The sequence below is a fragment of the Phenylobacterium sp. genome (assembly GCF_028290885.1).
Taxonomy (GTDB): domain Bacteria; phylum Pseudomonadota; class Alphaproteobacteria; order Caulobacterales; family Caulobacteraceae; genus Phenylobacterium.
The window spans coordinates 1-24,121 of sequence record NZ_JAQGIZ010000010.1 but is presented as its reverse complement, the minus strand read 5'-3'; the positions used below and the strand labels follow the sequence as shown (position 1 = coordinate 24,121).

The following is a 24,121-nucleotide window of genomic DNA, read 5'->3' as shown; positions in this document are numbered from 1 at the left end:
CATGTCCTATTCCCTCGCGATCGACATTGGCGGCACCTTCACCGACGCGGTGCTGCGCGGCTCCGACGGGTCACTCGTCGTCGACAAGACCCTGACGACGCACAAGGACCTGCTCGAAGGCTTCTTCCGCGGCGTGGATCTGGTGCTGGGCAAGGCCGGCGTGGCGCCCCACGAGATTGACGGCGTCGTTGTCCACGCCACCACCGTCGTCACCAATGCGCTGATCGAGCGCAAGGGCTCCCCCACCGCGCTGATCAGCACCAAGGGCTTCGGCGACGTGCTCTCGATCCGCAACGAACATCGCTACGACATGTACGATCCGCAGATCGAGTTCGCGGACGCGCTGATCCCCAGGGCGCTGACCTTCGAGGTCGATGAACGCGTGCTGGCCGACGGCCAGGTGCTCCGACCGGTTCAGGCCGAGGAGATCGAGGCCCTCGCGCGACGGCTGAAGGCGGAGGGCGTGGTGTCCGTCGCCATCTGCCTCATCAACGCCTTCCGGAACGGCGCCAACGAGCAGGCGATCGCCGAGGTGCTGCGCGCGGAGGTCCCGGAAATCTATCTATCGCTCTCGTCGAGCGTGGCGCCGCAAATCCGTGAATATCCAAGGGCCTCCACCACCGCGATCAACGCCTACACCACCCCGATCACCGAGCCGTACCTCCGTGGGCTGAAGGCCGGGCTGGAGAACGCCGGGGTCGGCAACCGGCCGCTCATCATGCTGAGCAGCGGCGGCGTGATCGGGGCGGAGGTCGCCGGCCGCAATCCTGTGCGGATGATCGAGAGCGGTCCGGCCGCAGGGGCCCTGGCCGCCGCCTACTACGCCGAGCGCCTCGGGCTGAATCGGCTGCTCTCCTTCGACATGGGCGGAACCACCGCCAAGGCCTGCCTCATCGAGGACCGGAAGCCTCTGGTGACCGGAAGCTTCGAGGTGGACCGGATGTACCGGTTCGCCGAAGGCAGCGGCATGCCGCTGACGATCCCGTCGATCGACATGATCGAGATCGGAGCCGGCGGCGGCAGCATCGCCTCGGTGGACAGCCTGGGCCTCCTGAAGGTGGGCCCCCGCAGCGCCGGATCCGAGCCAGGGCCGGCGTGCTACGGGCGCGGCGGGACGGATCCGACCGTCACCGATGCCGACCTGGTGCTGGGGCTGCTGGACGCCGACAACTTCCTGGGCGGTGACATGCCCCTCGACCGCAAGGCTGCGGAAGCCGCCATGGATCGGGTCGCCGCTGAGCTCGGGACCAGCCGCGAGCACACCGCCGCCGGCGTGTTCCGCATCGTGGCCGAAACCATGGCCGGCGCCGCCCGCGCCCACGCCACGGACCGCGGCGTCGACCATCGCGGCCTGCCGCTGCTGGCGTTCGGCGGCGCCGGGCCCGTCCACGCCTGCGCGGTCGGCGAGCTCCTGCAGAGCACCGCCGTGATCTTTCCTCCCCAGGCCAGCGTGCTCTCCGCCTTCGGCTCGCTCGTGACCCCGGTCCGTCTGGACCTGGTGCGCAGCGCGCTCGGGCGGATCGAAGCCCTCGACTGGAGCGAGCTGGAGCGGCTGATCGGCGAGATGGAGAGCGAGGCCCGCGATGGGCTCGTGGAAGCCGGGACCGCGCCCGACGACATCCGCTGGAGCTTCGGCGCCGACCTTCGCTACGCCGGCCAACAGAACGAGGTCGGCATCGTCTTCGATCACGATCCACGCCAAACGCGCGACGTCGAGGCGATCCGCGCGACGTTCGAGGCCGCCTACTTCGCGCAGTACGGGGTCAATCCCTCCCACGTGCCGGTCGAGGTGGTCAGCTGGCGGCTGACGGCCCGGGGCCCCAACAATGTGGTGGATGCAGCGCCGGCGAACGCCAAGACGCCGGCCGCTCCGAAGGGCGAGCGGGCGATCCCGCTCTGGGCCGGAACGGCCAACGCCAAGCTCTACGACCGGACGGCGCTCTGCGAAGGCCAGACCATCGCCGGGCCCGCGCTCATCGAGGAGCGCGAAACCACCGTCGTGCTTCCACCCGGCTGGATCGGCGTCGTCGACGCGATCGGCTGCATCACCGCGAGGCGGAACCCCTGATGTTGGACGGCATCGAACTCGAGATCCTCTGGTCAAACCTGATCAGCATCGTCAGCGAGCAGGCCAAGGCTCTGCAGCGGATCGCCTTCAGCCCCGTGGTCCGGGAGGCCGGCGATCTGGCGAGCGGACTGTTCGATGCGCGTGGGCGGATGGTGGCGCAGGCGAACACCGGCACGCCGGGCCACATCAACTCGCTGGCCGCCGCCGGCGAGAGCCTGGCCAAGCTGTTCAAGGGGAAGCTCGTCCCGGGCGACATCGTGATCACCAACGATCCGTGGATGTCGGCGGGGCATTTCTTCGACATCACTGTCCTCTGTCCGATCTTCAAGGGCGAGCGCCTGATCGGTTTCATCGGCTCCACGATCCACCATACCGACATCAGCGGCTATGGGATCGGCGCCGGCGCCCGCGACATACACGAGGAAGGCCTCTGGATTCCGCCCCTCAAGCTCTACGAAGCCGGCGAGCCCAACGCCGTGCTGCACGCGATCATTGGGCGCAACGTGCGAACGCCCGATCATGTGTTCGGCGATCTCGCCGCCCAGGTCTCCAGCGGGCGCGCCGGCGGCGAGCGGCTCAACGCGCTTTGCGCGCGCCACGGCCTCGACGACATCGAAGCGCTGTCCGACGAGATCATCACCCGCTCGGAGAAGGCCACGCGGGATGCGATCCGCGCCCTTCCAGCAGGCACCTGGCATGGCGAAAGCCGCTTTGATGTGCCGGGCGGCGACGTCATCACCCTAAAGGCGGCGGTCACCATCGACAACGAGGCCGGCGAGGTCACGATCGACTTCACCGGCAGCTCCGGCGCGAGCCCGATGGGCATCAACGTGGTGATGAACTACACGCACGCCTATTCGACCTTCGCGGTCCGCAGCTGCCTCAACCCCGAGCAGCCGAACAACTATGGCTCGCTCGCCCCGATCAAGGTCACCGCCCCGAAGGGCTCCATCGTCAACGCCGAGTACCCGTCGCCGCTCAACGCGCGGCACGTGGTCGGCATGTTCGTACCCATGCCCATCTTGAAGGCCCTCTACCAGGTGATGCCCGACCGGGTGCTGGCGGAGGGATCCGGCGCGGTCTGGACGGTCCAGATCCAGGGCAAGTCGGCGACGGGCGAGGCCTTCACATCCTCGATGTTCAACTATTCCGGAGGCATGGGCGCACGGCTCACCAAGTCCGGCCCCAGCGCCACCTGCTATCCTACCGGCGTGGCGGCGGTGCCTGTGGAGATCCTCGAGGCCACCATGCCGATCGTCTTCGACCGGCGCGAGCTGCGCCGCGGCTCCGGCGGCAAGGGCCGGACGCCCGGCGGCGACGGTCAGGTGATCGGCTTCCACATGCGGACCGAGCAGCCGTGGCTGCTGAATGCGGTTCCCAGCCGCCTCGACAGCGGGCCGGAGGGCCTCGACGGCGGCGAGGACGGCGCGCCCGGCCGCTTCCTGATCAACGGCAAGTCCGTCTCGGAAGGCAAGAAGATGATGATGCAGCCCGGCGACCAGGTGGTGCTGGAGACACCTGGCGGCGGGGGATACGGTCCTGCCTGAGATCAAGGACACCGCAGCCATGGACATTCACGCGATCGATTGGAACGCCACGCCATGGGAGCATGTCCGCGACGGCGTGGAGCGCAAGGCGTTCTCCGGCGAGGGGGCGACCGTATCGCTCAACCGGCTGCAGCCCGGCCACGAACCGCGCCCACACGATCATCCGCACGAGCAGATCGTCTACATCCTGTCGGGCCAAATCGACTTCCACATCGGCGAAACCGTCACGCGGCTCGGACCGGGCGGTTTGCTGGTGGTGCCGCCGAACGCACGCCACTGGGGCGTGGTGGTCGGCGATGAAGCCGTGTTGAATCTCGACGTCTTCACGCCCAGGCGCGCCGAATACGCCGCCTGAACCCATGACCGACAAAGGACACCCGATGACGACGACGCCCAACACCCTGATCTTCGTCGACCTGGCGTCCGACGACCCGGCGGCGGCCGGCAAGTTCTACGCCGAGGTGTTCGGCTGGCGCGACGACGACCGACCGCGCGGCGTCTTCCACCGCATGGTGCCCGGCGGCAACTTCCTGAACCCGGACGGCTCGGAGAGCCAGATCGGCAACCTGCACCTCGGCATCTTCGATGCGGCCAACGCGCGTCCGCATCCCGACCCCAAGGGCGTGGGCCCGCGCACGCTCGCCGGCGAGGGGCGCAAGGCCCGCATCTGGATCCTGGTGGGCGACGGCCAGTCGTACGAGAACATCCTGGCGCGCGCGGTCGAGCGCGGCGCAACCGAACTGTGGCGCGACCACTACTGGAAGGAATTCAACGGCTACAACCACGCCTTCCAAGACCCCTGGGGCAATGAGATCGTCCTGTGGGGGAAGGCCGGGCCGGATCCGCAGGTTCCTGCCAACTACACCCGGGAGTAACCGCGTCTTGCCCCGCCTTCCCGCGCGTCGCTGGTTCACGTTCTCGGCCCTGAGCCTGATATTTTTCGTCGTCGCGGCGGGTGCGTTCTCGTCTCTGGGCGTGGTGCTGCCGGCCATGGTCAGCGAGATGCACTGGAGCTGGACGCAGGCGGGGCTCGGCTACACCTTGCTGGGCGTCGCCTGCGGGCTCGGCAGCCTGGCGCCGGCGGTGTTGATCCGGCGGATCGGCGTGCGGGGCTCCATGGTGATGGGCACGCTCTGCATGGCCGCCGGCTTTGGCGCCATGGCGATCACCCACTCCGTCTGGCTGTACCTGGCGGCCACCGTGCTGATCGGCCTGTCGTTCGCGCTGGTGAGCACGGTGCCGGGCACCCACGTGCTCACCGACCTCTTCAAGAATCGGTCGACCGCGCTCGGCGCCTATTTCACCATCGGCGCGCTCGGCCAGGTGGCCGGGCCCCTGATGTACGTGGGCGTGCACGAGCTGACCCACGGCTGGCGGCCCTACTGGCTGACCTTCGTGGTCATGGCGCTGGCGGCGGGGCTGTTCGCCATTCTGACCACCCCCGGCAAACGCGATGAGAGCCGTCACGCCGCCGCCGCTCCGGAGATCGAAGGCCCGGCCGAAGTGCTCGAGGGCCTGAAGGACTGGACGGTGCGTCGGGCGCTGGCGACCTCGCAGTTCTATGTGATCGTCGGCGGCTACACGACCTTCCTGCTGATCAACACCACGGCGCACGGCTTCGCCGTCGCGCACCTCACCCAGCGCGGCGTGGACGCGAAGGCCGCGGCCGCCATGCTCAGTCTGGAGGCTTTGATCGGCGCAGGCGTGTCGGTCTTGGGCGGCGTGGTCGGCGAGAGGGTTTCGGCCAAGACCCTGATGATCGCCTCGCTGCTGGCCCTGAGCGTCGGCACCGCGGGCCTGGCGCAGGCCAGCGGCTGGGGCCTGATGATGGTCTATGCGGTCGGCGTCGGCCTGGGCCTCGGCCTGTCGCTGCTGGCTTCGACCATGCTGCTCTACCAGTACTTCGGAAAGCGGCCGAACCTCGAGCTGTTCTCGATCATGTGCCTGATCAGCACCACCGCGGCGATCGGGCCCGCCTTCGGCGGCTGGGGTCGCGACACTCTGGGCAGCTTCACCGGCATGTTCTGGCTCTGCGTCGTCGTGACGTGTCTGATGCTGGCCGCCACCGTGTTCATGCGCCCGCCGGTCCCGCGGATCGCGCCGGAGCTCGAGGCCCTCGGCGAGGGCGCGTCATGAGTGGGCCACCCGTTCAAGCCGACCTGCTGATTTCCGGCGCGACGCTGATCACTATGGACGCCGAGCGCCGGGTGATCGAGGACGCCGCCCTGGCGATCGCCGGCGACCGCATCGTGGCGGTCGGCAAGCGCGAAGCCCTGGCGCGACAGGTGTCGGCCCGCGAGACCATCGACGGCCGTCGCTTCGTCATCACCCCGGGCTTCGTCGACGGCCACATCCACATCACCGGCGATCCCATCACCCGGGGATTCGCCCGGGGGGCGCCGGAAGACAGCTGGTCCGACAAGCTGCAGCGTTGGGTGATTCCCATCTTCCGGGCCCAGACCGCCGAGGAGGAGCGCATCGCGGCCCAGGTCGCGGCGCTGAGCATGATCCGCTATGGCACGACGACCTTCGTCGAAGCCGGCACGGTCATCCAGCTCGACGCGGTGATGGACGGCCTGGCCGAAACCGGGATCCGCGGTCGCGTGGGACAGTGGGTGGAAGGCCGCGCCTACAGCCCCGACGACGACCAGGCGGCGCTTTCGGCCGCGGCGATCGGCCTGCTCGAGGACGAGGTCGAACGATACCCTGACCGCGGTGAGGACAGTCGGCTGGCGGCATGGCCCCTGCTCGTCGGCCACTCGACTAACTCCGACGACGTCTGGCGGGCGGCCAAGGCCCTGGCCGACCAGCATGGCTTGCGCGTCTCGGCGCACATGAGCCCTCGTTCGGGCGATCCCGAGTGGTTCCTCGCGAAGTACAACCGCCGGCCGCTCGAACACCTGGCCGACATCGAGGTGCTGGGTGAGAGCGTGATGCTCACTCACCTGGCCGACATCGACGAGAGCGAGCTCGACCTGCTCGTGGAGTCCGGGGCTGGCGCCATCCACTGCCCTCATGCGGCCCTGCAGGGCGGGTTCGGGGTCGCGCACATCGGCCGCTTCCCCGAGATGCTGGATCGCGGGGTCAACCTGATGCTCGGGACCGACGGGCTGGCGGCGGACATCCTGGCGTCCGGCCGCCTGATGGCCAGCCTGTTTCGCGACGCGCGCCGCAACCAGGATCTGATCCCGGCGACGACGATCCTGGAGATGGCGACGCTGAACGCGGCCCGGGCGCTGGGCTGGTCCTCGTTCATCGGCTCGTTGGAGGTGGGCAAGAAGGCGGACTTCGTGCTCCACGACACGGACCTTCCGGAATGGGGCACGGTCTTCGACGCCGTGGGGCAGCTGGCGCTGAGCGCCCCCTCCTCCGGTGTGCACAGCGCCTGGATCGACGGCGTGCGGGTGCTCGAAGCCGGCCACGCCACCCTGATCGACGAACCCAAGCTGCTCGCCGACGCCCGTCAGGCGGGCCGGGCGGTGATCGCCCGCACCCGTCTTCCGAACCGGACGCCATGGCCAGTCAGCTGACCACCGCCCCTGCGCCGACGCCCACCGAATGGCGCGCCGCCATGGGCTACTTCCCGACCGGCGTCACCGTGGTGACCACCTGGCGCCGGGGCGCGCCGCTCGGCTCCACGGTCAGCGCGTTCTGTTCGGTCTCGCTCGAGCCGCCGCTGCTGCTGATCTGCCTGGATCGTTCGAATCCGTGCTGCAGCCCGGTCGCGGAATGCGGCGTCTTCGGGGTCAACATCCTGGCCGACGACAGCGGCGACCTGGCGCGCCGGTTCGCCGTGGCGCCGGAACTCGAGCGATTCGAAGGACAACCCTTCGGGTCCCTGGAGGGTGGCGCGCCACAGCTCCATGCGGCGCCGATCTTCATCGACTGCGTCGTCGAAACCACATCTCTCGCGGGAGACCACTTCATCGTCGTGGGGCGCGGGGTTCGCATCGAGCGCACCTCGGCCGCGCAGCCTCTGCTCTATCATGCGGGCCGGTTCCTGAGGTTCGATAGCTGTGGCTGAGGCCGCGCCCCGCAGCGGACGTGCACGCTCGGCAAATTGTCGTGCGCCTACGGACAAGCGCCATGCGTTCCTGGCGTATAGCGTTGCAAGTTCAGAGGCTTCTGACGAGGCGTGAGGCGATGACGAGCCAGACCAGTCATTCCGTTGGTCCCAGGCGGACCACCTGGACCCACATCGCCTTCGCCGTGAAGGACATCGACGCCAGCATCGCCTGGTACGAAAAGTTCACGCACCTGCGGCTGCTCGCCCGCGGCGAGGACAAGGACGGCAAGAACGCCTGGCTCGGCGATCCCGCCCAGACCGAGGCGCCGTTCGTCCTCGTGCTCGGCCAGTTCTATGAAGGGCACGATCCGTTCGCCCCGGCCGCGCACCCGCCGATGGGGCCCTTCGCCCATATCGGGATCGAGGCGCTGACCAAACAGGACGTCGACGACATCGCAGCTCGCGCCAAGGCCGAAGGCTCGCTGGCCTTCGGGCCGGTGCAGATGCCCAAGCAGATCGGGTATGTCTGCTTCATCAAGGATCCCGACGGCAACACCATCGAATATTCCTACGACCAGGGCGTCTACGAGAAGGCCCGCGAGGTGTGGGGCAAGAAAGCCGAGCCGGTCTGACCGGCCGCGACGGGACGGGGACGCATGATGGAGACGAATTCGAGAATTTGACCTTAAACACAGACACGATCCTCGACCGGGCGCCTCGGACGCTGGGTCGGATCGTTCGGCCCACACGCGGGTGTCACGCCATCGCCGTTCGCACCGGCGATGCCGCCGGGGGCGAGGGTCCTTCGGCGAACAGGTGCGCTTCAAATCCATTTATTACTGATGTTGTCTCTGTCAGCGAAATACTCGCGCGACGCACCGATGATGCGCGCAAGTTTTCGAGCTTGACGACCCGAGATATTCCGCCTCTATTTTGAACTCACATTGGGGGAGATGCTCAGATATTAACCGCAATGGCGGCAATGGCGGCCGATTCAGTACAGATCGCCTCATAAATCCGGCGCCCGCGGGGCGACCGAAGTAGCCTATCCAACAAGCACGATAATCCGGAACGGAGCGGGGGCCATGATTAGTCAATCGGTGCGCATCAAACGCAATCTCATGTTGTCGACCTGCGCTTTTGCAATCTCTGCGGCGGCGGCTTCATCCGCTTTAGCGCAAAGAGCCGCCCCCAGCGCAGGCGGCGGCGCGACCCTGGAAACCGTGATCGTCACGGCGGAGCGTCGCGGAACCGACGTGCAGCGCACGCCGGACGCGGTCACCTCGATATCGAGCACCACCCTCGACCAGTCGTTCACGACGTCGGTCGCCGGGCTGAACGCCGTGGTGCCCAGCCTGGAGGTGACCAAGACCTCAGGCTTCGAGAACCTGGTCACGGTCCGCGGCGTGGGCTCAGGGACGCCTGAGAACGGACTCACGACCGTGCCTGGCGTCTCGCAATTCATCGACGGCGTCTATATCGCCAACACCATCTCGCTCGATCAAACCCTGTTCGACGTGCAGAGCGTCGAGGTCCTGCGTGGACCCCAGGGCGCCCTCTACGGCCAGAGCTCGATCGGCGGCGCGATCAACATCATCACGCGCCAACCGCGACTTGGCGTCTATGACGCCTCGGGCGACGTCAGCTTCGGGACCTACAACCTGTCGCGCGTGCGGGCGGAGGTGAACCTGCCGCTGTCCGAGACGCTGGCCCTGCGGCTGTCGGGCCAGAAGTACGACCACGACGGCTTCACCGACAACCTGGCGATCCCGGGCTTCAAGCTGGACGACGCCCACGACGCGAGCCTCAAGGGCGCCCTGCTGTGGAAACCGACCGACACCTTCTCGGCCACGCTGAGCGCGGAATTCTACAGGTCAGACCAGCACGGCGACGCGCAGAAGAACATCGTCGATACGGCGACGGACCCGCGGAAACTGTCGCAGGATTATCCCAGTCACTTCAAGCTGGAGAGCCAGCTGGAGCACCTCAACCTGCAGTGGGACCTGCCGAACTTCTCGATCCGCTCGGTGAGCGCCTACCAGGGCCTGGACCACATCCAGCAGGAGGACTCCGACCGGAGCACCTTCGCCCAGCTTGGTTTCTACGACGCCGTGGCCGCGTGGAACACCCACGTCCACAACTACACCCAAGAACTGGACTTCCTGTCGCCGCAGGGTTCGAAGTTCGAATGGATCGTCGGCCTGTTCGGCCTCTACCAGACCAGCAAGCAGTACGTGGTCGAGTTTGGCGGCTCAACTCCGCCGACGCCGGCCCTTCTGACCATCCTGCCGGGGATCACCAACAACCCGCCGCCCAACCTGAACTACGGGAACGTGTCGCACGTGCTGCGCCGGTCCTACTCAATCTTCGGCCAGGCGACCTACCACGTCAGCGACGTGTTCCGGGTCACCGCGGGCGTGCGCTACAACAACGACGACTTCAAGGACAACAGCTACAATTTCTCGGCGTTCAGCACGAACACCGTGATCCATTCGCTGAAGGACAATGTGCCGACCTGGCGGGCCGAGGCCGACTACGACCTCACGCCCGACAACATGATCTATGCGAGCTACGCCCGCGGCTACAAGCCGGGCGGCGTCAACGGCAGCTTCGGGCAGGTCGTGATCCCGCCCACCTTCAAGGCGGAGAAAAACGACGCCTTCGAACTTGGCTCGAAGAACTCCTTCTTCGACCGGTCGCTCCGCTTGAACATCGCGGCCTTCTACTACCAGCACAAGGACTTCCAATACATCGAGACTGACCCCGTGCCGTTCGACGCCGGCATCACCAACATCCCGAAGATCCGCGACTACGGGGTCGAATTCGAGGCTCAATACGTCGGGCTGGGGGACCACCTGCGCCTCGGCGGCAGCCTGGCGCTGGAGAAGGGCGAGATCCAGGGCAAGACGCTGGTGCTCGACTCCACGGTCGTCAACGCGATCGAGAACAATCCGTCCTTCTCGAGCCCCTGCGCGTTCGGCGGCGCGTTCTACAACCCGGCCTGCTGGGCGGCGGTGATCGCCTCGGCCCGTGACGTCAGCGGCAAGGAGCCGCCGGCGATGCCGCAGGTGTCCGGCTCGGTCAATGCGTCCTACCGCTGGGATCTGCCCACCGGCGCGTTGACGGCGCGGGCGCAGTACACCTATCGCGGTTCCGAGTGGGCGCGGATCTTCAACGAGCCCACCCTGGACAAGGTGAAATCCTACGGCGTGGCCGATCTCTACGTCGAGTACGCCCCGACCGGCGGCCACTGGCGGATCTCGCTGACCGGCACCAACCTGTTCGACAAGGCCGGCGTGAACTCGCGCTACACCGACCCCTACGGGACCGGCCAGACCAGCCAGCAGTACATTCCGCCCCGCCAGGTCATCGGCACGATCGCCTTCGCCTTCTAGCACCGGTTCCCACGAGCGGTCCGCCCCGTTCCGCCCGTGGGGCGGGGGCGGGCCGCCACCTCAAGGGCCCTTTCCGGCTGAGCACGCATGTCCTCGTTTGATCGGCTCTCCACGCTCGACATTGCGGCCGATGTCGCGGCCGGCGTTCGCAGCGCGGCCGAGATCGCGCGCGAGGCCCTCGCTCGCGTCGCCGCCTACGAGGCCGTGCAGCCGCAGGTGTGGATCGCGCGCCTCTCTCCGGATCAGGTCACGGCCCAGGCCGAGGCCGTGGACAGGCGGATCGCCGCCGGCGAGCGCCTCCCCCTGGCGGGCGCGCCCTTCGCGGTAAAGGACAACCTCGACGTAGCGGGCCTGCCCACGACGGCAGCCTGCCCGGCGTTCGCCTACCGGCCCGAGGCCACCGGCCCGGTGGTGCAGCGTTTGCTCGACGCCGGCGCGGTGCTCGTCGGGAAGACCAACCTCGACCAGTTCGCCACGGGCCTGGTCGGCGCCCGCAGCCCCTACGGCGCCTGCGGCTGCGTCTACGATCGCAAGTTCATCAGCGGCGGATCCAGCTCGGGCTCCGCCGTCGCCGTGGCGGCCGGCCTCGTGGCCTTCGCGCTTGGCACGGACACCGCCGGCTCCGGCCGGGTTCCCGCCGCCTTCAACCACCTCGTCGGACTGAAGCCCACCAAGGGCCGCTGGAGCACCCGGGGACTCGTGCCGGCTTGCCGAACGCTCGACTGCATCACCGTCTTCACCTCCTCCACGCGGGAGGCCGCAGCGATCGACGAGGTGGTGGCCGGCTTCGACGTCGCCGATCCCTACTCCAGACGACCGCCGTCCGAGGGCGGCGCGCCTCTCCCGGACCGATTCCGGTTCGCCCTGCCGCGTCCCGAACAGCTCGAGTGGTTTTCCGACGCGCAGTCCGCCCGCCTGTTCCAAGGCGCGGTCGCCCGCCTGCAGGCCATGGGCGGCCTGGCGGTCGAGATTGACATCCGCACGCTCCTGGCGGCCGGGGACCTGCTCTACCAGGGCCCGTGGGTCGCCGAGCGTACGGCCGCGGTGTACGACCTGCTCCGCGAACGACCGTCCGCGATCCATCCGGTCGTGCGGCAGATCCTGGAGGGCGGGCTGCGCGCCACTGCCGTGGAGGCGTTCCAGGCCGAGTACCGGCTGCGCGACCACCAACGGGACTCGGAACAGCTATGGGAGATCGCGGACGTACTGCTGCTGCCGACCGCCGCAACCATCTACCGCATCCGGGAAGTCCTGGCCGAGCCCCTGGCGCTCAACGCCAACCTCGGCCGCTACACCAATTTCGTGAACCTGCTCGATATGAGCGCCATCGCGCTTCCGGCCGGGTTCCGCGACAACGGCACTGGTTTCGGCGTCACCCTGATCGGACCTGCCTGGGCCGACCGCCGCCTGCTGGCCCTCGCCCGCCGCTATGAGGAGATCGCCCCGATGCCCGAGCCCCCGCCCCTCGATCTTTCCGGCGCGCCTCAGTCCGTGAAGCTCGCGGTCGTCGGCGCCCACCTGGCAGCCATGCCCCTGCACTGGCAACTTACCTCCCGCGACGCGAAACTTGTCCGTCGCTGCACAACGGCCCCCGTTTACAGGCTTTACGCCATGGCCAACGCCACCCCGCCGAAGCCGGCCCTGGTGCATGCCGGAGCCGGCGCGCCGATCGAGGTGGAAGTCTACGAGCTCGCCACCGAGGCGTTCGGCAGCTTCGTGGCCGAGGTCCCGCCGCCGCTCGCGATCGGCACGGTGACGCTGGAGGACGGGACCGAGGTGAAGGGCTTCGTCGCCGAACCACGGGCCCTCGAGGGGGCTGAGGACATCACGGCGCTCGGGGGCTGGCGCGCCTATATCGCCCGCGAGCAGGCGCGCGCCTGACGCCTATGGCCACGAAACTCTCTGTGCGTCCCCAGGCAAGACCTTGCGGCCCCTCGACGCTACCTTTCGGCGCGGCCTGACGGCCCTTGAGCAAGGATGATCCCATGGCCTCCCCCGTCCTTACGGACGCGTTCATCGACAGCCTGGAAAGCTCGGTGGCGGAGCTCGACCGCGCAGAGACCCTGCCGCCGGCCTGCTATACCGACGCCGGAATCTACGCCTTCGAGAAGGAAGCTCTCTTCAACCACGAATGGCTCTGCGTGGGACGTGAGGACTGGGTCAAGGAACCGGGCGACTACTTCACCACACAGATCATTGGCGAGCCGATCGTGGTCGCCCGGGCCCGGGACGGCGTGGTGCGCGCCATGTCGTCGGTCTGTCAGCATCGAGGCATGCTGGTGGCGGAGGGCAAGGGCAATACGCGCGGCTTCGTCTGTCCCTACCACCATTGGGTCTACGGACTGGACGGCAAGCTCGTCAACGCGCCGGCCATGGAGCGGACCTGCGACTTCGACAAGAAGAAGATCCGGCTGCCAGGGTTCAAGGTCGAGACCTGGCTGGGCTTCCTGTTCATAAACTTCGATCCCGACGCCGCGCCGCTTACACCGCGCTTGGCCGGGGTGGCCGAAGCCCTGGCCGGCTACGACCTTGCGAACGCCGAGAGCGCCACCACCATGACCGGCCAGTTCGCCTGGAACTGGAAGGTGATGTTTGAGAACAACAACGACGGCTATCACGCCTCGAAACTGCACCAGGGACCGCTGCACGACTTCGTCCCGAGCGAGCTGGCGACCTTCCCGGAGTGGAGCGCACAGGACGCCGGCTTCTTGCGGTTCAACGGCACCCTGCATCCGGATGCGAGCTTCAATCCCACCCAGCGCGCCGTGCTTCCGGTGTTTCCGAAGCTGACCGAGCTCGACCGCGGCCGGATGACCTTCGCCAACGTTCCGCCGACCCTGTCGCTGGTGCTCACCAGCGACGTCGTCATCTATCTCATCCTGCGGGCCACCGGTCCGGAGACCATGGAGCAGGACACCGGCATCCTGGTGGCGCCGGGCGCCTCGCAGAACCCGGGCTTCCCCCACCGGCTCGAGATGATCATGACCAGCGCCGGCAAGATCATCGCTCAGGACATGCACGTGGACGCCCGCGTCCAGATGGGCCTGCGTTCACGCTTCGCGCCGCGCGGCCGGTATTCCTGGCAGGAGGGCGCGCAGGGCCAGTTCAACCAGTGGCTGGTCCCGCGGTACCGAGCTGCGTGGAACCGGATGAAATCGAAGACCGCGACGCCGGTTGCTGCGGAGTAGCGAGGTCCTCGACGCGGGCTCAGGAGTCCGCGAAACCCGTCGACAGGCTGAGCGCCGCCCAGCGCCCGAACTCCTCCTGGAACGAGGCCATGGCCTGGGTCGCATAATGGACGGCGTCGGCGCCCAGCAGAAGCTGCACGGGCGGCTCGGGCGAGGCGGCGATCTTCAGGATGGCAGCGGCGATCCTGGCCGGATCTCCAGCCTCGTGTCCCGCATGCTCGCCGAGAATCCGTTCAGCGTTGTGGGCGGTGTCGGCGTAGTCGGCGATCTTTCGCGCCGTGACGGTCAATGAGCGGCCGGCGTAGTCGGTGCGCATGCCGCCCGGCTCCACGTTCGTCACCTTGATTCCGAACCCGGCCACTTCCTGCGCGAGCGTCCGCCCGATCCCCTCCAGCGCGTGCTTGCTGCCGCAATAGATCCCGGTGCCGGCCCAGGCGGCCAATCCGCTAACGGAGGTGATATTTATGATGTGCCCGCCGCCGCGCCGCCTGAAGTGTGGCAGCACCGCCTGGATCGCGGCCACAGGGCCGAAGACGTTCACCTCGAACTGGGCGCGGATCTCGGCGAGGCTCGACTCTTCGATGGCTCCGACGAGCCCGTAGCCGGCGTTGTTGACCAGCACGTCGAGGCCGCCCAGCGCCGTCTCCGCCTGCTCGACAGCCGCCTTCACGGACGCTTCGTCGGCCATGTCGGCCAGGAAGCCGCGCGCTCGGCCCGGGGCCAGCGTTTCGAAGTCGGCGAGCGCCGCCGGCTGGCGCACGGTGCCCGCCACCTGATGGCCGGCGTCGAGCGCCGCCTTGGCCAGGGCCCGGCCGAGTCCGCCGCCGACCCCGGTGATCAACCAGTTTGCCATCGCTCAGTAAGGCCGGTCGCCGCGCACCCACAGACGATGCATCTCACGGATATACTTGGTGTCGTCGAACAGGGTGCCGGTGTGGAGGGTGCACCGGTTGTCCCACATCAGGATGTCTCCGACCCGCCATTTGTGCCGGTAGGTGAAGCGGTCCTGGGTCGCGTAGTCCACCAGCTCCTGGACGAGCTCCAGCCCCTCCGGGTTCGGCATGCCCATCACCTCGATGACCGTCCCGGTCGACGGCCAGAGCGCCTTGCGCCCGTCGGCGGGATGGGTGCGGACCAGCGGATGGAAGACGTCGGGGTTCTGCGCCTTCAGCTCATCCGAGAGCTCGCGGGCGCCGTATTCCCGGCTCGCCATGAAGTGCTGGTAGGAATGGTGCAGGACCTTGCCCTCGAGCTGGGCCTGGCGCTCCTTGGGCAGCGCCTCCCAGGCCGCCACGCAATCGGCGAGGATCGTGTCGGAGCCTTCCGCTGGGACCTCGACCGCGAACAGCATGGTCGCCATCACCGGCTCGGCCTTGTAGCTGTAGTCCGTGTGCCAGCCGACGCCGTCGTTGTGCGCGCCGATCGGCCGGCCATCCACGACCCGGTTGGAAAGCCGGTAGACCTTGGGAAAGCCCTCGACGGTGAACTCTTTCAGGGTGTGGTCTTCGGGCTCGCCGAACCTGGCGATGAAGTCCGTCAGCTCGCCCGGCGAGAGTTGCTGACCGCGCAGCAGGATGGCCCCATGCCTGTGGAAGGCGTCGACCACGCCGGCGAGGGTCTCCTCATCCGCCCGCCGCAGGTCCACGTCCAGGATTTCGGCCCCAAATCCGGGCTTCAGGGGCCGGGTTCGGATCGTCGCCAGAATGCTCACGTCGGACCCTCGTTCGCCATGGAGAAGTGTTGATCTTCAACCTAGCGAGCCCCCTCCCCAAGGTCTTGCACGCAGACGCCCCAATGCTTTGCCGACGCAGGACCAGCGTCGTGCGCTAGCAGCGGCCGGCGCCCAAAAAGTCGACCGGTTCCGACAACCTGGCGGAAGTTCAGGCATGCGCGCTGCCCTCGCCGCCCCGCCGCTCCTAAGCTCCCCACAATTCGATGACTTCCAACAAGGGGAACCGCCATGGCCTTTTTCTGTGACGACGGGCAGGAGCGACCCGACCTGGCGCCAGGTGCGCTGCACCAGCTCAGGGCGACGCCGCAGACGGTGCACTGGGGCTATTTCGACGCCGCGCTCGCGCCGGCCCTGACGGTCAGGAGCGGCGATCTCATCCAGGCCGAGGCGATCACCCACCACGCCGGCGACGCGCCGGAGCTGATGATGGACGAAGGGGTCCACGCGATTTTCCGCGAGATCCCCGAAAGCGACCGCAACCCGGGCGTCCACATCATGACCGGCCCGATCTACGTGGAGGACGCCAAGCCGGGGGACATGCTCGAGGTCCGCTATCTGCGGATGACCCCGCGCTGCAACTACGGTTCGAACCTCGCCGCCAACTGGGGCTACCTCTATAAGGAGTTCGGCGAGAAGGAGCGGGTGACCATCTACCAGTTCGACGCCAACGCCGGCCAGGCCGAGGCGCTTTATGCCTACGACTTCCCTGGCAAGTACCTGGTTCCGGGGACCATCACCCACTGCCCGGCCTGCGATCGCCAGGCGGCGCTCAAGGGGATTCGCGTGCCCGCCCGGCCGCACCTGGGCACGGCCGGCGTGGCGATGGACGTCGCGGGGCGCGTCAGCACCATCCCGCCGGGCGCCCACGGCGGCAATATCGACAACTGGCGGATCGGGGCGGGCGCCGTCATGTACTATCCGGTCCAGGTGGACGGCGGCCTGTTCTCCATTGGCGATCCCCATGTCAGCCAGGGCGACGGCGAGCTGTCCGGCACGGCCATCGAGGCCTCGCTCAACGTGCTGTTTCAGATCGTCGTGCGGAAGGATTTCAGCTTCCCCTCCCCGCTCCTGGAAACCCCGAACTGGTGGATCGTTCACGGGTTCGACGAGGACCTGAACGTGGCGACGCGCAACGCCGCGCTGGACATGCTCGGCCTGTTGCACGAGCACATGGGCCTGTCGAAGAACGACGCCTATTCGCTGATGAGCGTCGCGGGCGACTTTGCGATCACCCAGGTCGTGGACGCCCGGCAGGGCGCTCACGTGCGTATTCCGCGCTCGATCTTCCCGCGCAAGGGCGCGAGTGCTTAAAGCGACGCGGGAGGCGCCGCATGCCCGCACCGGAAATCGTTGTCGTCGGAAGCTACAACCAAGACGTCGTCCTCGTCGTGGCGCATCTGCCCGCGCCGGGCGAGACCTGCCTCAGCCTTGACCGGCGCGAGTCGCCGGGGGGCAAGGGATCCAATCAGGCCGTCCAGGCCGCCCGTTGCGGGGCGCGGGTGGCGATGGTGGCGGCGATCGGAATCGACCCCGCCGGCGACGACGCCTTGGCGGTCTGGGCGCGGGCCGGGATCGACGCTACGGCCGCGCCGCGCCTGGCCGACCACGGCACCGGCATGGCCGTGATCCTGGTGGACGCGAGGGCGGAGAACAGCATCGTCGTCGATCCCGGCGCCAACGCCCAGCTCAGCCCCTCCCACGTCGCGGCGGCCGCTCCGCTGATCGCCTCGGCCAAGCTCGTGCTCGGCCAGCTGGAGACCCCGGTCGCCGCCACGAAGCGCGCCTTCGAGATCGCCCGCGAGGCCGGGGTCCTCACGGCCCTGAACGCCGCCCCCGCGCCGGACGCCATGGACGGCGACATGCTCGCCCTCACCGACATCCTGTTCGTGAACGAGATCGAGGCGCTGGCGCTCACCGGGCAGGCCGATCCGGTCGCCGCTGGCGCGACCCTGCTGGCCGAGGTTGGCGTGGCGGTGGTCGTCACCCTAGGCAAGGAAGGCGCGGTCCTGCTGCGCAGGGATCAGGCGCCTCTCGCGCGCCCCGCGCACCGGATCGAAGCGGTGGACACTACGGGCGCCGGCGACGCCTTCATCGGCGCCTTCGCGGCGAGCCTGGCGAGGTCCGGCGACTTCGACCGGGCGATGGCCTGGGGCCTGGGCGCTGGCGCGCTCGCCTGCACGGCCATGGGCGCCGTCACGAGCTTCGCCGACGAACCCCGCATCGCGCGGCTGCTAAAACTTTAGGCCTGACCATGTCCGGGCACGCCTGAGCGGCAGCCCGACGCCGGGCGCCCATAATGATAGCAGCGACGAAATCCTGGCGGAGGGCGCCGTCGCTCAGCTGGCGGCTTTGACCCTCGCCAAAGGCCAAACTGACGCGCGTCAGGGTCGAGCTCCACCGATGATGGCGTGCTGGGCGGCCTTGGTCGACACGCACAGGAGCTCGTCATGACTCGGATGGAAATGAAGTTCGCCGCGATACCGCTCGCGATGGCCTTGGTCGCGGGATGCACCACAACCGGCGTGGGAACCGGCGAATCCAGGAGCGGCGCTGTCAGCGCGACCTTCACCTGGAAGGAATCGGGCCCCAGTCGCGGAACCATGACCGCTACGCTGAACACTGGTCAGACCTATCAAGGCCCGTTCTTCCAGGTCACGAAGGACACCACGATCGACACGCTCGATCCGCTGTGGGTCGGTTGGCATGGGCGGGGGCGTTGGCGCGGGTGGGGTTTCTGGGACCCGGAGCCGGCGTTCGTCACGGAATACACCGGCAAGGTGGTGGCCAACCTCGAAGGACCAGGCGGCCACCTGCGCTGTCACTTCACCCTGATCCGTCCGTCGTCCGGCATGGCCGGCGGCGGCGAGGGACAGTGTCAGCTCCCCGATGGGACCGTCATCCGCGCCGACTTCCCCCCGCAGTAACTCCAGGCTGGCGGCGCCGGGCCTGGCGGGGCCGCGCCGCCTCAGGCCAAGAGGCTCACCAGATCGTCGACCTTGATGGTGCTCCGATTGTCGACGCTGATCACGCCGGCGCCCGCCAACCCGCCCGTTCGGCCTCCTCGCGCTCGGAGTCTGGGCGCGCCACGCCGCCTGGCCCTGACGGGGGTCGGCTTTCGGCCAGCTGACGCCCGCTTGTTGGCCAGGCCGAAGCTGCTGACGCCCGTCAGTGCGAGAGGAAGGCGGCTGTCCTAGGGTCCCCTTCGTCCCGAAGAAAACGCTCCGGTTTTCAATGGGTAATCTCTCACCAGATGAGCGTCGAGGAGGACGTGATGAGAAGCGACAGCGATATCAAGCGCGATGTGGAGCTGGAGCTCCGCTGGGATCCTGACATCAGGCCGGACGACATTGCCGTCGCCGTGAAGGACGGCGTCGTCACGCTGACCGGCTTCGTGCGCAGCTACAGTGAAAAGTTCGAGGCCGAGCGCGACGCCAAGCGCGTTTCCGGCGTCGTCGGGCTGGCCAACGACATCGAAGTCCGCCTGCCGAGCTCCGACGAACGGCCCGATCCCGAGATCGCCCGCGAGGCGGTGAGCGCCATCAAGAGCCAGCTCCCCTTCACCTACGAGCACATCACGCCGGTGGTGAACAACGCTTGGGTGACTCTGGAAGGCGAGGTCGAGTGGAACTTCCAGCGGGATCTAGCGGAACGCGCCGTGCGGCGCCTGAAGGGGGTGAAGGGAGTCACCAACCTCATCCACCTGAAGCCGCGGGTTGCCCCTTCGGAGGTCAAGCGGAAGATCGAGGAAGCCCTCAAGCGCCACGCCGAACTGGAAGCCAACGAGATCACCGTCGAGGCCAACGGCGGCGAAGTCATCTTGCGCGGCAAGGTGCGGTCCTGGGCTGATCGCCAGGAGGCCGAACGCGCCGCCTGGCGGGCGCCGGGGGTCACCAAGGTCGACAATCGGCTAACCGTCGGCCTGCTGACGATGGCCTGATCGTTCGGCGGGCGCCCCGGCGAGGCTGGGACGCCCGTCTTTACTGCTTGCGGAAAACCTTTTCCGGCCGCCCGCGTCCGCGCGGACGGCCGGTCTTCGATCATTTGGCGTAGCGGAATTGCGGCAGCTTGCCGACGGCTTCCTTTGTCGCGCCGGCCAGCACGATGTGCTGACTGGTAACCGCCAGGCTGCTGTAGGGGACGGCGATCAGGTGCTCGCCGAGGCCCAGGAAACCGCCGACGCCGATGATGGCGAACAGCACCTTGTCGCGCCCGATGATCAGGTCGTCGATCTTGCCGATCGCCTGGCCGCGGTCGTTGGTGACGGCGCGGCCGATCAGTTGGCTCGCCCGGTAGCCAAGGGCCACCGCCTGGACATTGACCACCACCAGGGCGACCGGCGGGGGCGCCTGTGCGGCCGCGGGCAGCGAAAAGCTCGTTGCGAGGACCGCGGCGCAGAAGCTGGCCTTGAACAGGTTCGACATGGGGGTCTCCCAGGGTTGGCCGGTTCAGCCGGCGTGAAGCGGGCGGGTGGGTTGGTCTTCGACCGCAGCCGCACCTGCCGCGAGAATGGCGGCGGAAAGCGCCTCGAAGCTGTAGGCGCCGTCGTGGCGCACGCCGTTGACGAAGAAGCAGGGCGTGCCGTTCACCCCGCTCCTCACGCCGCCGATGAAGTCTTCGCGCACCCGGCGGGCGTAGGTTCCGGCTTCGAGGGCCTCACGAAGCTCCTGCTGAGGCAGGTTCATTGCGCCGGCGATGGCGAAGATCACCGGCAGGCTGAGCCGAGGCTGGTTGGCGAACAGCGCGTCGTGCATCGCCCAGAAGGCGCCGTGCTCGTCCGCGAATTCCGCCGCCTCGGCGGCGGTCTCGGCGAGCGGGTGGGCCTGCGTCAGTGGAAAGTGGCGGAACACCAACTGGGTGTCGTGCCCGTAGGCCTGCAGGAGGCTCTCGACCACCGGCTCGGCCGCCGCGCAGTAGGGACATTGGAAGTCCCCGTATTCCACCAGCACGACCGGCGCGTCGGGATCCCCGCGCCGGTGATCACGCGGCGTCAGCGGCGCCCTGAGCATGGCCATCGGAAGACTCCTGATCAGACAAGCGGTCGAGGGCCTCGAGGATTCCGTCCGCCCCCGGGTTGACGGCGATGGCGGAGAGGTAGCTCCAGGCGATCACGCCCTTCTCGTCGAGGACAAAGAGGGCTCTTTCCGCCACGCCCTCGCCCTCTCGATAGGCGCCGTAGGCGCGCGCCACTGCGCCCTTGGGCTCAAAGTCGGAGAGCAGCGGAAAGTGCAGGTTGCGGTGCTTCGCGAAGGCGTCGTGGCACCACGCGCCATCGACCGAGGCGCCCAACAGCTCGGCCCCGCGGTCGCGGATCTCCGACAGGACCTCGTTGTAGAGGGTCATCTGGTCGCCGCAGACAGGGCTCCAGTCGGCCGGATAGAAGGCGATAACCACGCGGCGCCCGCGCAGTTCGCTGAGCGACAGGGACTGGTCGGGCGTGACCTTCAGCGTGAAGTCGGGGGCGGTAAGGCCGGGCGAAAGAATCTGACCCATGGTGGGCCTCCGGTCGGATGTCCGGGGCAAGTTAGCGGGCAGATTGCGGTCCCGAACTGACGCGCGTCAGCCCGCCGGATTGGACCGCGAGGAAGCGCGCGGCGCCAGCACGCGTGACGCCGCTCAGAGGCCGCCCGACCTGGCGAGTTCCGGATTCAGCTGGGCGCGCAGCTTCGTCACCAGGCGAGCCGCCGCGCGCCGGTCGAGACCGCACAGCAGCAGCGCCTGGTCGGCCAGCCCCAGGCCTGCCGCCAGGTTCTCCGGAAACACCACCTCCGCGCCCTGTGCGACCAGCTCGGCCGCGGAGGCTTCATCGGAGGCGCTGGCCAGGCGATGGGCGCGCGGCGCTTCGGCTTTCGCCCAGTCCAGGATCCGGCTGGTCTCCCGGGCGGTGTCGAAGGTCAGCACCAGCAGTCGGCTGCGGGCGAGCCCGGCGGCGGTGAGGACGCCGAGCCGGCTGGCGTCCGCGAACAGCACCTTGAGCCCCTGGCCCCGGGCCTGCCGATAGCGCACGAAGTCCTTTTCCAGGGCCACATAGGCGAGCCCCGAGGCCTCCAGCGCCGCCGCCACCGGCCGTCCAATCCGGCCGCAGCCGCAGAGGATCACATGGTCAGCCAGGTCGTGCGCCGACTCGGCGACCGCGATCGGCGCCCGCGACGGCGCGAGCCCGCGGACCCTGCGCGCGATGAACGGCCAGAGCGGCATCACCACCGGCGCGAGCCCCATGCTCGCCACCAGCGCCAGCAGCACCGGGCCGGCGAGGGTCGCCCGCAGCAGGCCCGCGGCGAGCGCCTGGGTCATCAGCAGCAGGCCGAACTCCCCGCCGTTGGCGAACGCCAGCGCCACGCGCAGCCCCTCTTCACCGGGCCAGCGCCGCACCCTGGCCACCAGGAGGACGATGGCGGGCTTCACGAACAGGAAGGCCGCCAGCCACGCCAGGACCGCGAGCGGCTGCGACGCGGCGACGCCCAGGTCGAGCCCCATGCCGATGGTGACGAAGAACAATCCCATGAGCACGTCACGGAACGGCCGGATCTCATCCTCGGCGTGATGGCGAAGGTCGCTCTCGCCGACCAGCATCCCGGCCATGAAGGCGCCAAGCGGCGCGGCAAGACCGGCGAGGCCGGCCGCCCAGGCTGCGCCGAGCGCCAGCAGCAGGACCGCCAGCAGCAGCAGCTCCGCCGACCGGCTCTCTGCCACCCAGGCGAGCGCACCGCGGAACAGCGGCCGTCCGATCACCGCGGCGGCGACCAGCGCAACCCCGCCCAGCGCCACCTGGCGCGCCACCGCCAGCGGGTCGGCGTCCGGGCCGCCGGCGTAGGCGCCGACCATTACCAGGAACGGCAGGCTGGCCAAATCCTGGAAGAGCAGCATGCCCACCGTCAGCCGCCCCGCCGGGGACCCGAGCTCGCCCTGGTCGGACAGCTGCTTGACCACGACGGCCGTCGAGGACATCGCCACGGCGCCGCCGGTCAGGACGGCGGCCGTCGGCCCGGCGCCGAACAGGGCGGCGATCGCGCCGGCCGCGGCGGTCGTCAGGCCGACCTGCAGGGCGCCGGCGCCGAAGACGTCGCCCCGACCCGCGAGCATGGCCGGAAGCGAGAACTCCAGGCCTCCGGTGAACATCAGGAAGATCAGCCCCAGTTCGGCCAGGAACCGGGTCGCCTGGTCGGGCGCCACCAGGTCGAGGCCGTGCGGCCCGATCGCCAGGCCGGCGGCGAAGTATCCGAGGATCGCCGGCAGGCCCATCCGCCGCAGCAGCGCCACCGCCAACGCGGAGGCGGCCATCAGGATCAGGGCCTTGACCAGCAGCGGCTCGCCCAAGATGACCCCGCTTACGGCAGCAGGGCAGGATCGCCGACCAGCAGGCGGTTATCGACCGCCGTGACGCCCGGCGCCTGCCAGGCCGCGCGCTCGGCCTCCTCTTTTTCGGAGAGCGTCCGGACGATGCCCTTCAGGATGACCTTGCCGCCCTCGGTCTCGACCACGATCGAGGCGGCGTCGATCTCGGCATCGCGCACCAGGGCGCGTTCGATCTGCGCCTTGATGCCTTCGGGCGGCAGCCGGGGCTTCACCCGGATCAGGTTGGTGACCGACCTGACCCCGCGCAGACGGCGCACGACCTCCTCGGCCCGGTCTTTCTGAAAGCGCCACTCGACCTCGCCTTCGAGGGTCACCTCGCCGTCGTGGACGATCGGCGTGACGCCGCTCAGGAACGGAACCTGGCTGACCAGCGCCAGCACCGCTTCCTGGGCCAGCTCGGAATCGGGCCGCCGGTCGGCGGAGGGGAGCCTGACCTGCAGTTCGTTGGCGATGGCCGCCACGCCGGCCACCCGCTTGACGTCCTGCTCGGCCTGGTGGCGTTCGGTGAAGCTGCGCACGAAGCCGGTCAGGGTGACGATCCGGTTGCGGACGCTGACCCCGATGTCCCGGGATTCAATAGCCGGGTCGTAGCGGATCTCAAGCTCGGCATCGTGCTGGATGTCGCTGTCGGCCCGCATGGCGTCCTCCGCTCGGCGCGAGAGGGGGCGCCAAACTCGAGCCGCCGCACTGACCTGCGTCAGTGCAGCGCCCTCGACGCCCGGACCCGCAGCCGCAGCGCCTCCGGCGTCTCCTCGACGCAGTCGCAGGCCAGGGTCTTCTCCACGCACCTCTGCGCCGTGCGCCCAAGCTCCCCGCGCAGCAGGCCCAGCAC

At 68.6% G+C, this 24,121-nt stretch carries 22 protein-coding genes; 15 read left to right on the top strand and 7 right to left on the bottom strand.

The genetic code is table 11. The features are described 5' to 3' along the window. The first annotated feature begins 1 nt into the window (after position 1). The 11 genes from JWP28_RS00745 (at position 2) to JWP28_RS00695 (ending at position 14,204) form a co-directional block, all read left to right on the top strand. Entirely contained in the window at positions 2-2,068 is a 2,067-nt protein-coding gene (locus JWP28_RS00745) for a hydantoinase/oxoprolinase family protein (protein WP_299538862.1), read from the top strand. Then, positions 2,068-3,615 carry a hydantoinase B/oxoprolinase family protein gene (locus JWP28_RS00740; RefSeq protein WP_299538860.1) on the top strand — a complete coding sequence of 516 codons (1,548 nt, stop codon included), beginning with the start codon at positions 2,068-2,070 and terminating at the stop codon, positions 3,613-3,615. The genes JWP28_RS00745 and JWP28_RS00740 overlap by 1 nt, the downstream gene beginning before the upstream one ends. A gap of 19 nt (positions 3,616-3,634) precedes the next feature. Further along, positions 3,635-3,970, top strand: a complete 336-nt coding sequence (locus JWP28_RS00735; RefSeq protein ID WP_299538857.1) for a cupin domain-containing protein — start codon at positions 3,635-3,637, stop codon at positions 3,968-3,970. A 4-nt stretch (positions 3,971-3,974) separates the two neighbouring features. Continuing rightward, positions 3,975-4,490 (top strand): VOC family protein, encoded by a 516-nt coding sequence (locus JWP28_RS00730; RefSeq protein ID WP_299538855.1) that lies wholly within the window; start codon positions 3,975-3,977, stop codon positions 4,488-4,490. Between the two features lie 7 nt (positions 4,491-4,497). Beyond that, positions 4,498-5,751, top strand: coding sequence for an MFS transporter (locus JWP28_RS00725; RefSeq protein WP_299538853.1), 1,254 nt, complete (start codon positions 4,498-4,500; stop codon positions 5,749-5,751). Beyond that, positions 5,748-7,145 carry an amidohydrolase family protein gene (locus tag JWP28_RS00720; protein WP_299538851.1) on the top strand — a complete coding sequence of 466 codons (1,398 nt, stop codon included), beginning with the start codon at positions 5,748-5,750 and terminating at the stop codon, positions 7,143-7,145. Before JWP28_RS00725 ends, JWP28_RS00720 begins: the two co-directional genes overlap by 4 nt. Beyond that, positions 7,130-7,639, top strand: a complete 510-nt coding sequence (locus tag JWP28_RS00715) for a flavin reductase family protein (RefSeq protein ID WP_299538849.1) — start codon at positions 7,130-7,132, stop codon at positions 7,637-7,639. The genes JWP28_RS00720 and JWP28_RS00715 overlap by 16 nt, the downstream gene beginning before the upstream one ends. A gap of 119 nt (positions 7,640-7,758) precedes the next feature. Continuing rightward, positions 7,759-8,253, top strand: a complete 495-nt coding sequence (locus tag JWP28_RS00710) for a VOC family protein (protein ID WP_299538847.1) — start codon at positions 7,759-7,761, stop codon at positions 8,251-8,253. Positions 8,254-8,844: 591 nt separating this feature from the next. Next, positions 8,845-11,016 (top strand): TonB-dependent receptor, encoded by a 2,172-nt coding sequence (locus tag JWP28_RS00705; RefSeq protein WP_299538844.1) that lies wholly within the window; start codon positions 8,845-8,847, stop codon positions 11,014-11,016. 87 nt (positions 11,017-11,103) lie between these two features. Continuing rightward, the gene (gene atzF / locus JWP28_RS00700; RefSeq protein WP_299538842.1) at positions 11,104-12,897 is read left to right on the top strand and encodes an allophanate hydrolase; all 1,794 of its coding nucleotides are present in this window, start codon (positions 11,104-11,106) and stop codon (positions 12,895-12,897) included. 104 nt (positions 12,898-13,001) lie between these two features. Next, the gene (locus tag JWP28_RS00695; protein ID WP_299538839.1) at positions 13,002-14,204 is read left to right on the top strand and encodes an aromatic ring-hydroxylating dioxygenase subunit alpha; all 1,203 of its coding nucleotides are present in this window, start codon (positions 13,002-13,004) and stop codon (positions 14,202-14,204) included. 19 nt (positions 14,205-14,223) lie between these two features. Here JWP28_RS00695 and JWP28_RS00690 read toward each other — a convergent pair whose 3' ends face one another. Together JWP28_RS00690 and JWP28_RS00685 are read right to left on the bottom strand one after the other, a co-directional pair. Further along, on the bottom strand, positions 14,224-15,057 hold the full coding sequence (locus JWP28_RS00690) for an oxidoreductase (protein WP_299538836.1): 834 nt from the start codon (positions 15,055-15,057) through the stop codon (positions 14,224-14,226). Between the two features lie 3 nt (positions 15,058-15,060). Further along, a complete protein-coding gene (locus JWP28_RS00685; protein ID WP_299538833.1) occupies positions 15,061-15,915 on the bottom strand; it encodes a TauD/TfdA family dioxygenase in 855 nt (284 codons plus the stop codon). Positions 15,916-16,164: 249 nt separating this feature from the next. On the opposite strand from JWP28_RS00685, the gene JWP28_RS00680 reads away from it, so the two are divergent. The 4 genes from JWP28_RS00680 to JWP28_RS00665 all read left to right on the top strand — a co-directional run bounded on the left by JWP28_RS00680 (position 16,165) and on the right by JWP28_RS00665 (position 19,873). Then, positions 16,165-17,247: an acetamidase/formamidase family protein gene (locus JWP28_RS00680; RefSeq protein WP_299538831.1), complete on the top strand. Its 1,083-nt coding sequence runs from the start codon at positions 16,165-16,167 to the stop codon at positions 17,245-17,247. A gap of 20 nt (positions 17,248-17,267) precedes the next feature. Beyond that, the gene (locus tag JWP28_RS00675) at positions 17,268-18,179 is read left to right on the top strand and encodes a ribokinase (protein WP_299538828.1); all 912 of its coding nucleotides are present in this window, start codon (positions 17,268-17,270) and stop codon (positions 18,177-18,179) included. Between the two features lie 213 nt (positions 18,180-18,392). Continuing rightward, positions 18,393-18,860 carry a hypothetical protein gene (locus JWP28_RS00670; protein WP_299538825.1) on the top strand — a complete coding sequence of 156 codons (468 nt, stop codon included), beginning with the start codon at positions 18,393-18,395 and terminating at the stop codon, positions 18,858-18,860. A 347-nt stretch (positions 18,861-19,207) separates the two neighbouring features. Continuing rightward, a complete protein-coding gene (locus JWP28_RS00665; RefSeq protein ID WP_299538823.1) occupies positions 19,208-19,873 on the top strand; it encodes a BON domain-containing protein in 666 nt (221 codons plus the stop codon). 100 nt (positions 19,874-19,973) lie between these two features. Here JWP28_RS00665 and JWP28_RS00660 read toward each other — a convergent pair whose 3' ends face one another. The 5 genes from JWP28_RS00660 to JWP28_RS00640 form a co-directional block, all read right to left on the bottom strand. After that, positions 19,974-20,357 (bottom strand): PRC-barrel domain-containing protein, encoded by a 384-nt coding sequence (locus JWP28_RS00660; protein ID WP_299538820.1) that lies wholly within the window; start codon positions 20,355-20,357, stop codon positions 19,974-19,976. 24 nt (positions 20,358-20,381) lie between these two features. After that, complete coding sequence (locus JWP28_RS00655) at positions 20,382-20,948, bottom strand: thioredoxin domain-containing protein (RefSeq protein WP_299538817.1); 567 nt, start codon at positions 20,946-20,948, stop codon at positions 20,382-20,384. Then, positions 20,914-21,426, bottom strand: a complete 513-nt coding sequence (locus tag JWP28_RS00650; protein WP_299538814.1) for a redoxin domain-containing protein — start codon at positions 21,424-21,426, stop codon at positions 20,914-20,916. The genes JWP28_RS00655 and JWP28_RS00650 overlap by 35 nt, the downstream gene beginning before the upstream one ends. 123 nt (positions 21,427-21,549) lie before the next feature. Beyond that, the gene (locus JWP28_RS00645) at positions 21,550-23,250 is read right to left on the bottom strand and encodes a cation:proton antiporter (RefSeq protein ID WP_299538812.1); all 1,701 of its coding nucleotides are present in this window, start codon (positions 23,248-23,250) and stop codon (positions 21,550-21,552) included. A gap of 11 nt (positions 23,251-23,261) precedes the next feature. Next, on the bottom strand, positions 23,262-23,927 hold the full coding sequence (locus tag JWP28_RS00640; protein WP_299538810.1) for a BON domain-containing protein: 666 nt from the start codon (positions 23,925-23,927) through the stop codon (positions 23,262-23,264). Between the last annotated feature and the right edge of the window lie 194 nt (positions 23,928-24,121).

Excerpts from the sequence above, each read along its gene's own strand:
- JWP28_RS00745 (WP_299538862.1), top strand. The coding sequence starts at position 2 with ATGTCCTATTCCCTCGCGATCGACATTGGCGGCACCTTCACCGACGCG.
- JWP28_RS00740 (WP_299538860.1), top strand. The coding sequence starts at position 2,068 with ATGTTGGACGGCATCGAACTCGAGATCCTCTGGTCAAACCTGATCAGC.
- JWP28_RS00735 (WP_299538857.1), top strand. The coding sequence starts at position 3,635 with ATGGACATTCACGCGATCGATTGGAACGCCACGCCATGGGAGCATGTC.
- JWP28_RS00730 (WP_299538855.1), top strand. The coding sequence starts at position 3,975 with ATGACCGACAAAGGACACCCGATGACGACGACGCCCAACACCCTGATC.
- JWP28_RS00720 (WP_299538851.1), top strand. The coding sequence starts at position 5,748 with ATGAGTGGGCCACCCGTTCAAGCCGACCTGCTGATTTCCGGCGCGACG.
- JWP28_RS00715 (WP_299538849.1), top strand. The coding sequence starts at position 7,130 with ATGGCCAGTCAGCTGACCACCGCCCCTGCGCCGACGCCCACCGAATGG.
- JWP28_RS00710 (WP_299538847.1), top strand. The coding sequence starts at position 7,759 with ATGACGAGCCAGACCAGTCATTCCGTTGGTCCCAGGCGGACCACCTGG.
- atzF (WP_299538842.1), top strand. The coding sequence starts at position 11,104 with ATGTCCTCGTTTGATCGGCTCTCCACGCTCGACATTGCGGCCGATGTC.
- JWP28_RS00695 (WP_299538839.1), top strand. The coding sequence starts at position 13,002 with ATGGCCTCCCCCGTCCTTACGGACGCGTTCATCGACAGCCTGGAAAGC.
- JWP28_RS00690 (WP_299538836.1), bottom strand. The coding sequence starts at position 15,057 with ATGGCAAACTGGTTGATCACCGGGGTCGGCGGCGGACTCGGCCGGGCC.
- JWP28_RS00680 (WP_299538831.1), top strand. The coding sequence starts at position 16,165 with ATGGCCTTTTTCTGTGACGACGGGCAGGAGCGACCCGACCTGGCGCCA.
- JWP28_RS00675 (WP_299538828.1), top strand. The coding sequence starts at position 17,268 with ATGCCCGCACCGGAAATCGTTGTCGTCGGAAGCTACAACCAAGACGTC.
- JWP28_RS00670 (WP_299538825.1), top strand. The coding sequence starts at position 18,393 with ATGGAAATGAAGTTCGCCGCGATACCGCTCGCGATGGCCTTGGTCGCG.
- JWP28_RS00665 (WP_299538823.1), top strand. The coding sequence starts at position 19,208 with ATGAGAAGCGACAGCGATATCAAGCGCGATGTGGAGCTGGAGCTCCGC.
- JWP28_RS00660 (WP_299538820.1), bottom strand. The coding sequence starts at position 20,357 with ATGTCGAACCTGTTCAAGGCCAGCTTCTGCGCCGCGGTCCTCGCAACG.
- JWP28_RS00655 (WP_299538817.1), bottom strand. The coding sequence starts at position 20,948 with ATGGCCATGCTCAGGGCGCCGCTGACGCCGCGTGATCACCGGCGCGGG.
- JWP28_RS00650 (WP_299538814.1), bottom strand. The coding sequence starts at position 21,426 with ATGGGTCAGATTCTTTCGCCCGGCCTTACCGCCCCCGACTTCACGCTG.
- JWP28_RS00640 (WP_299538810.1), bottom strand. The coding sequence starts at position 23,927 with ATGCGGGCCGACAGCGACATCCAGCACGATGCCGAGCTTGAGATCCGC.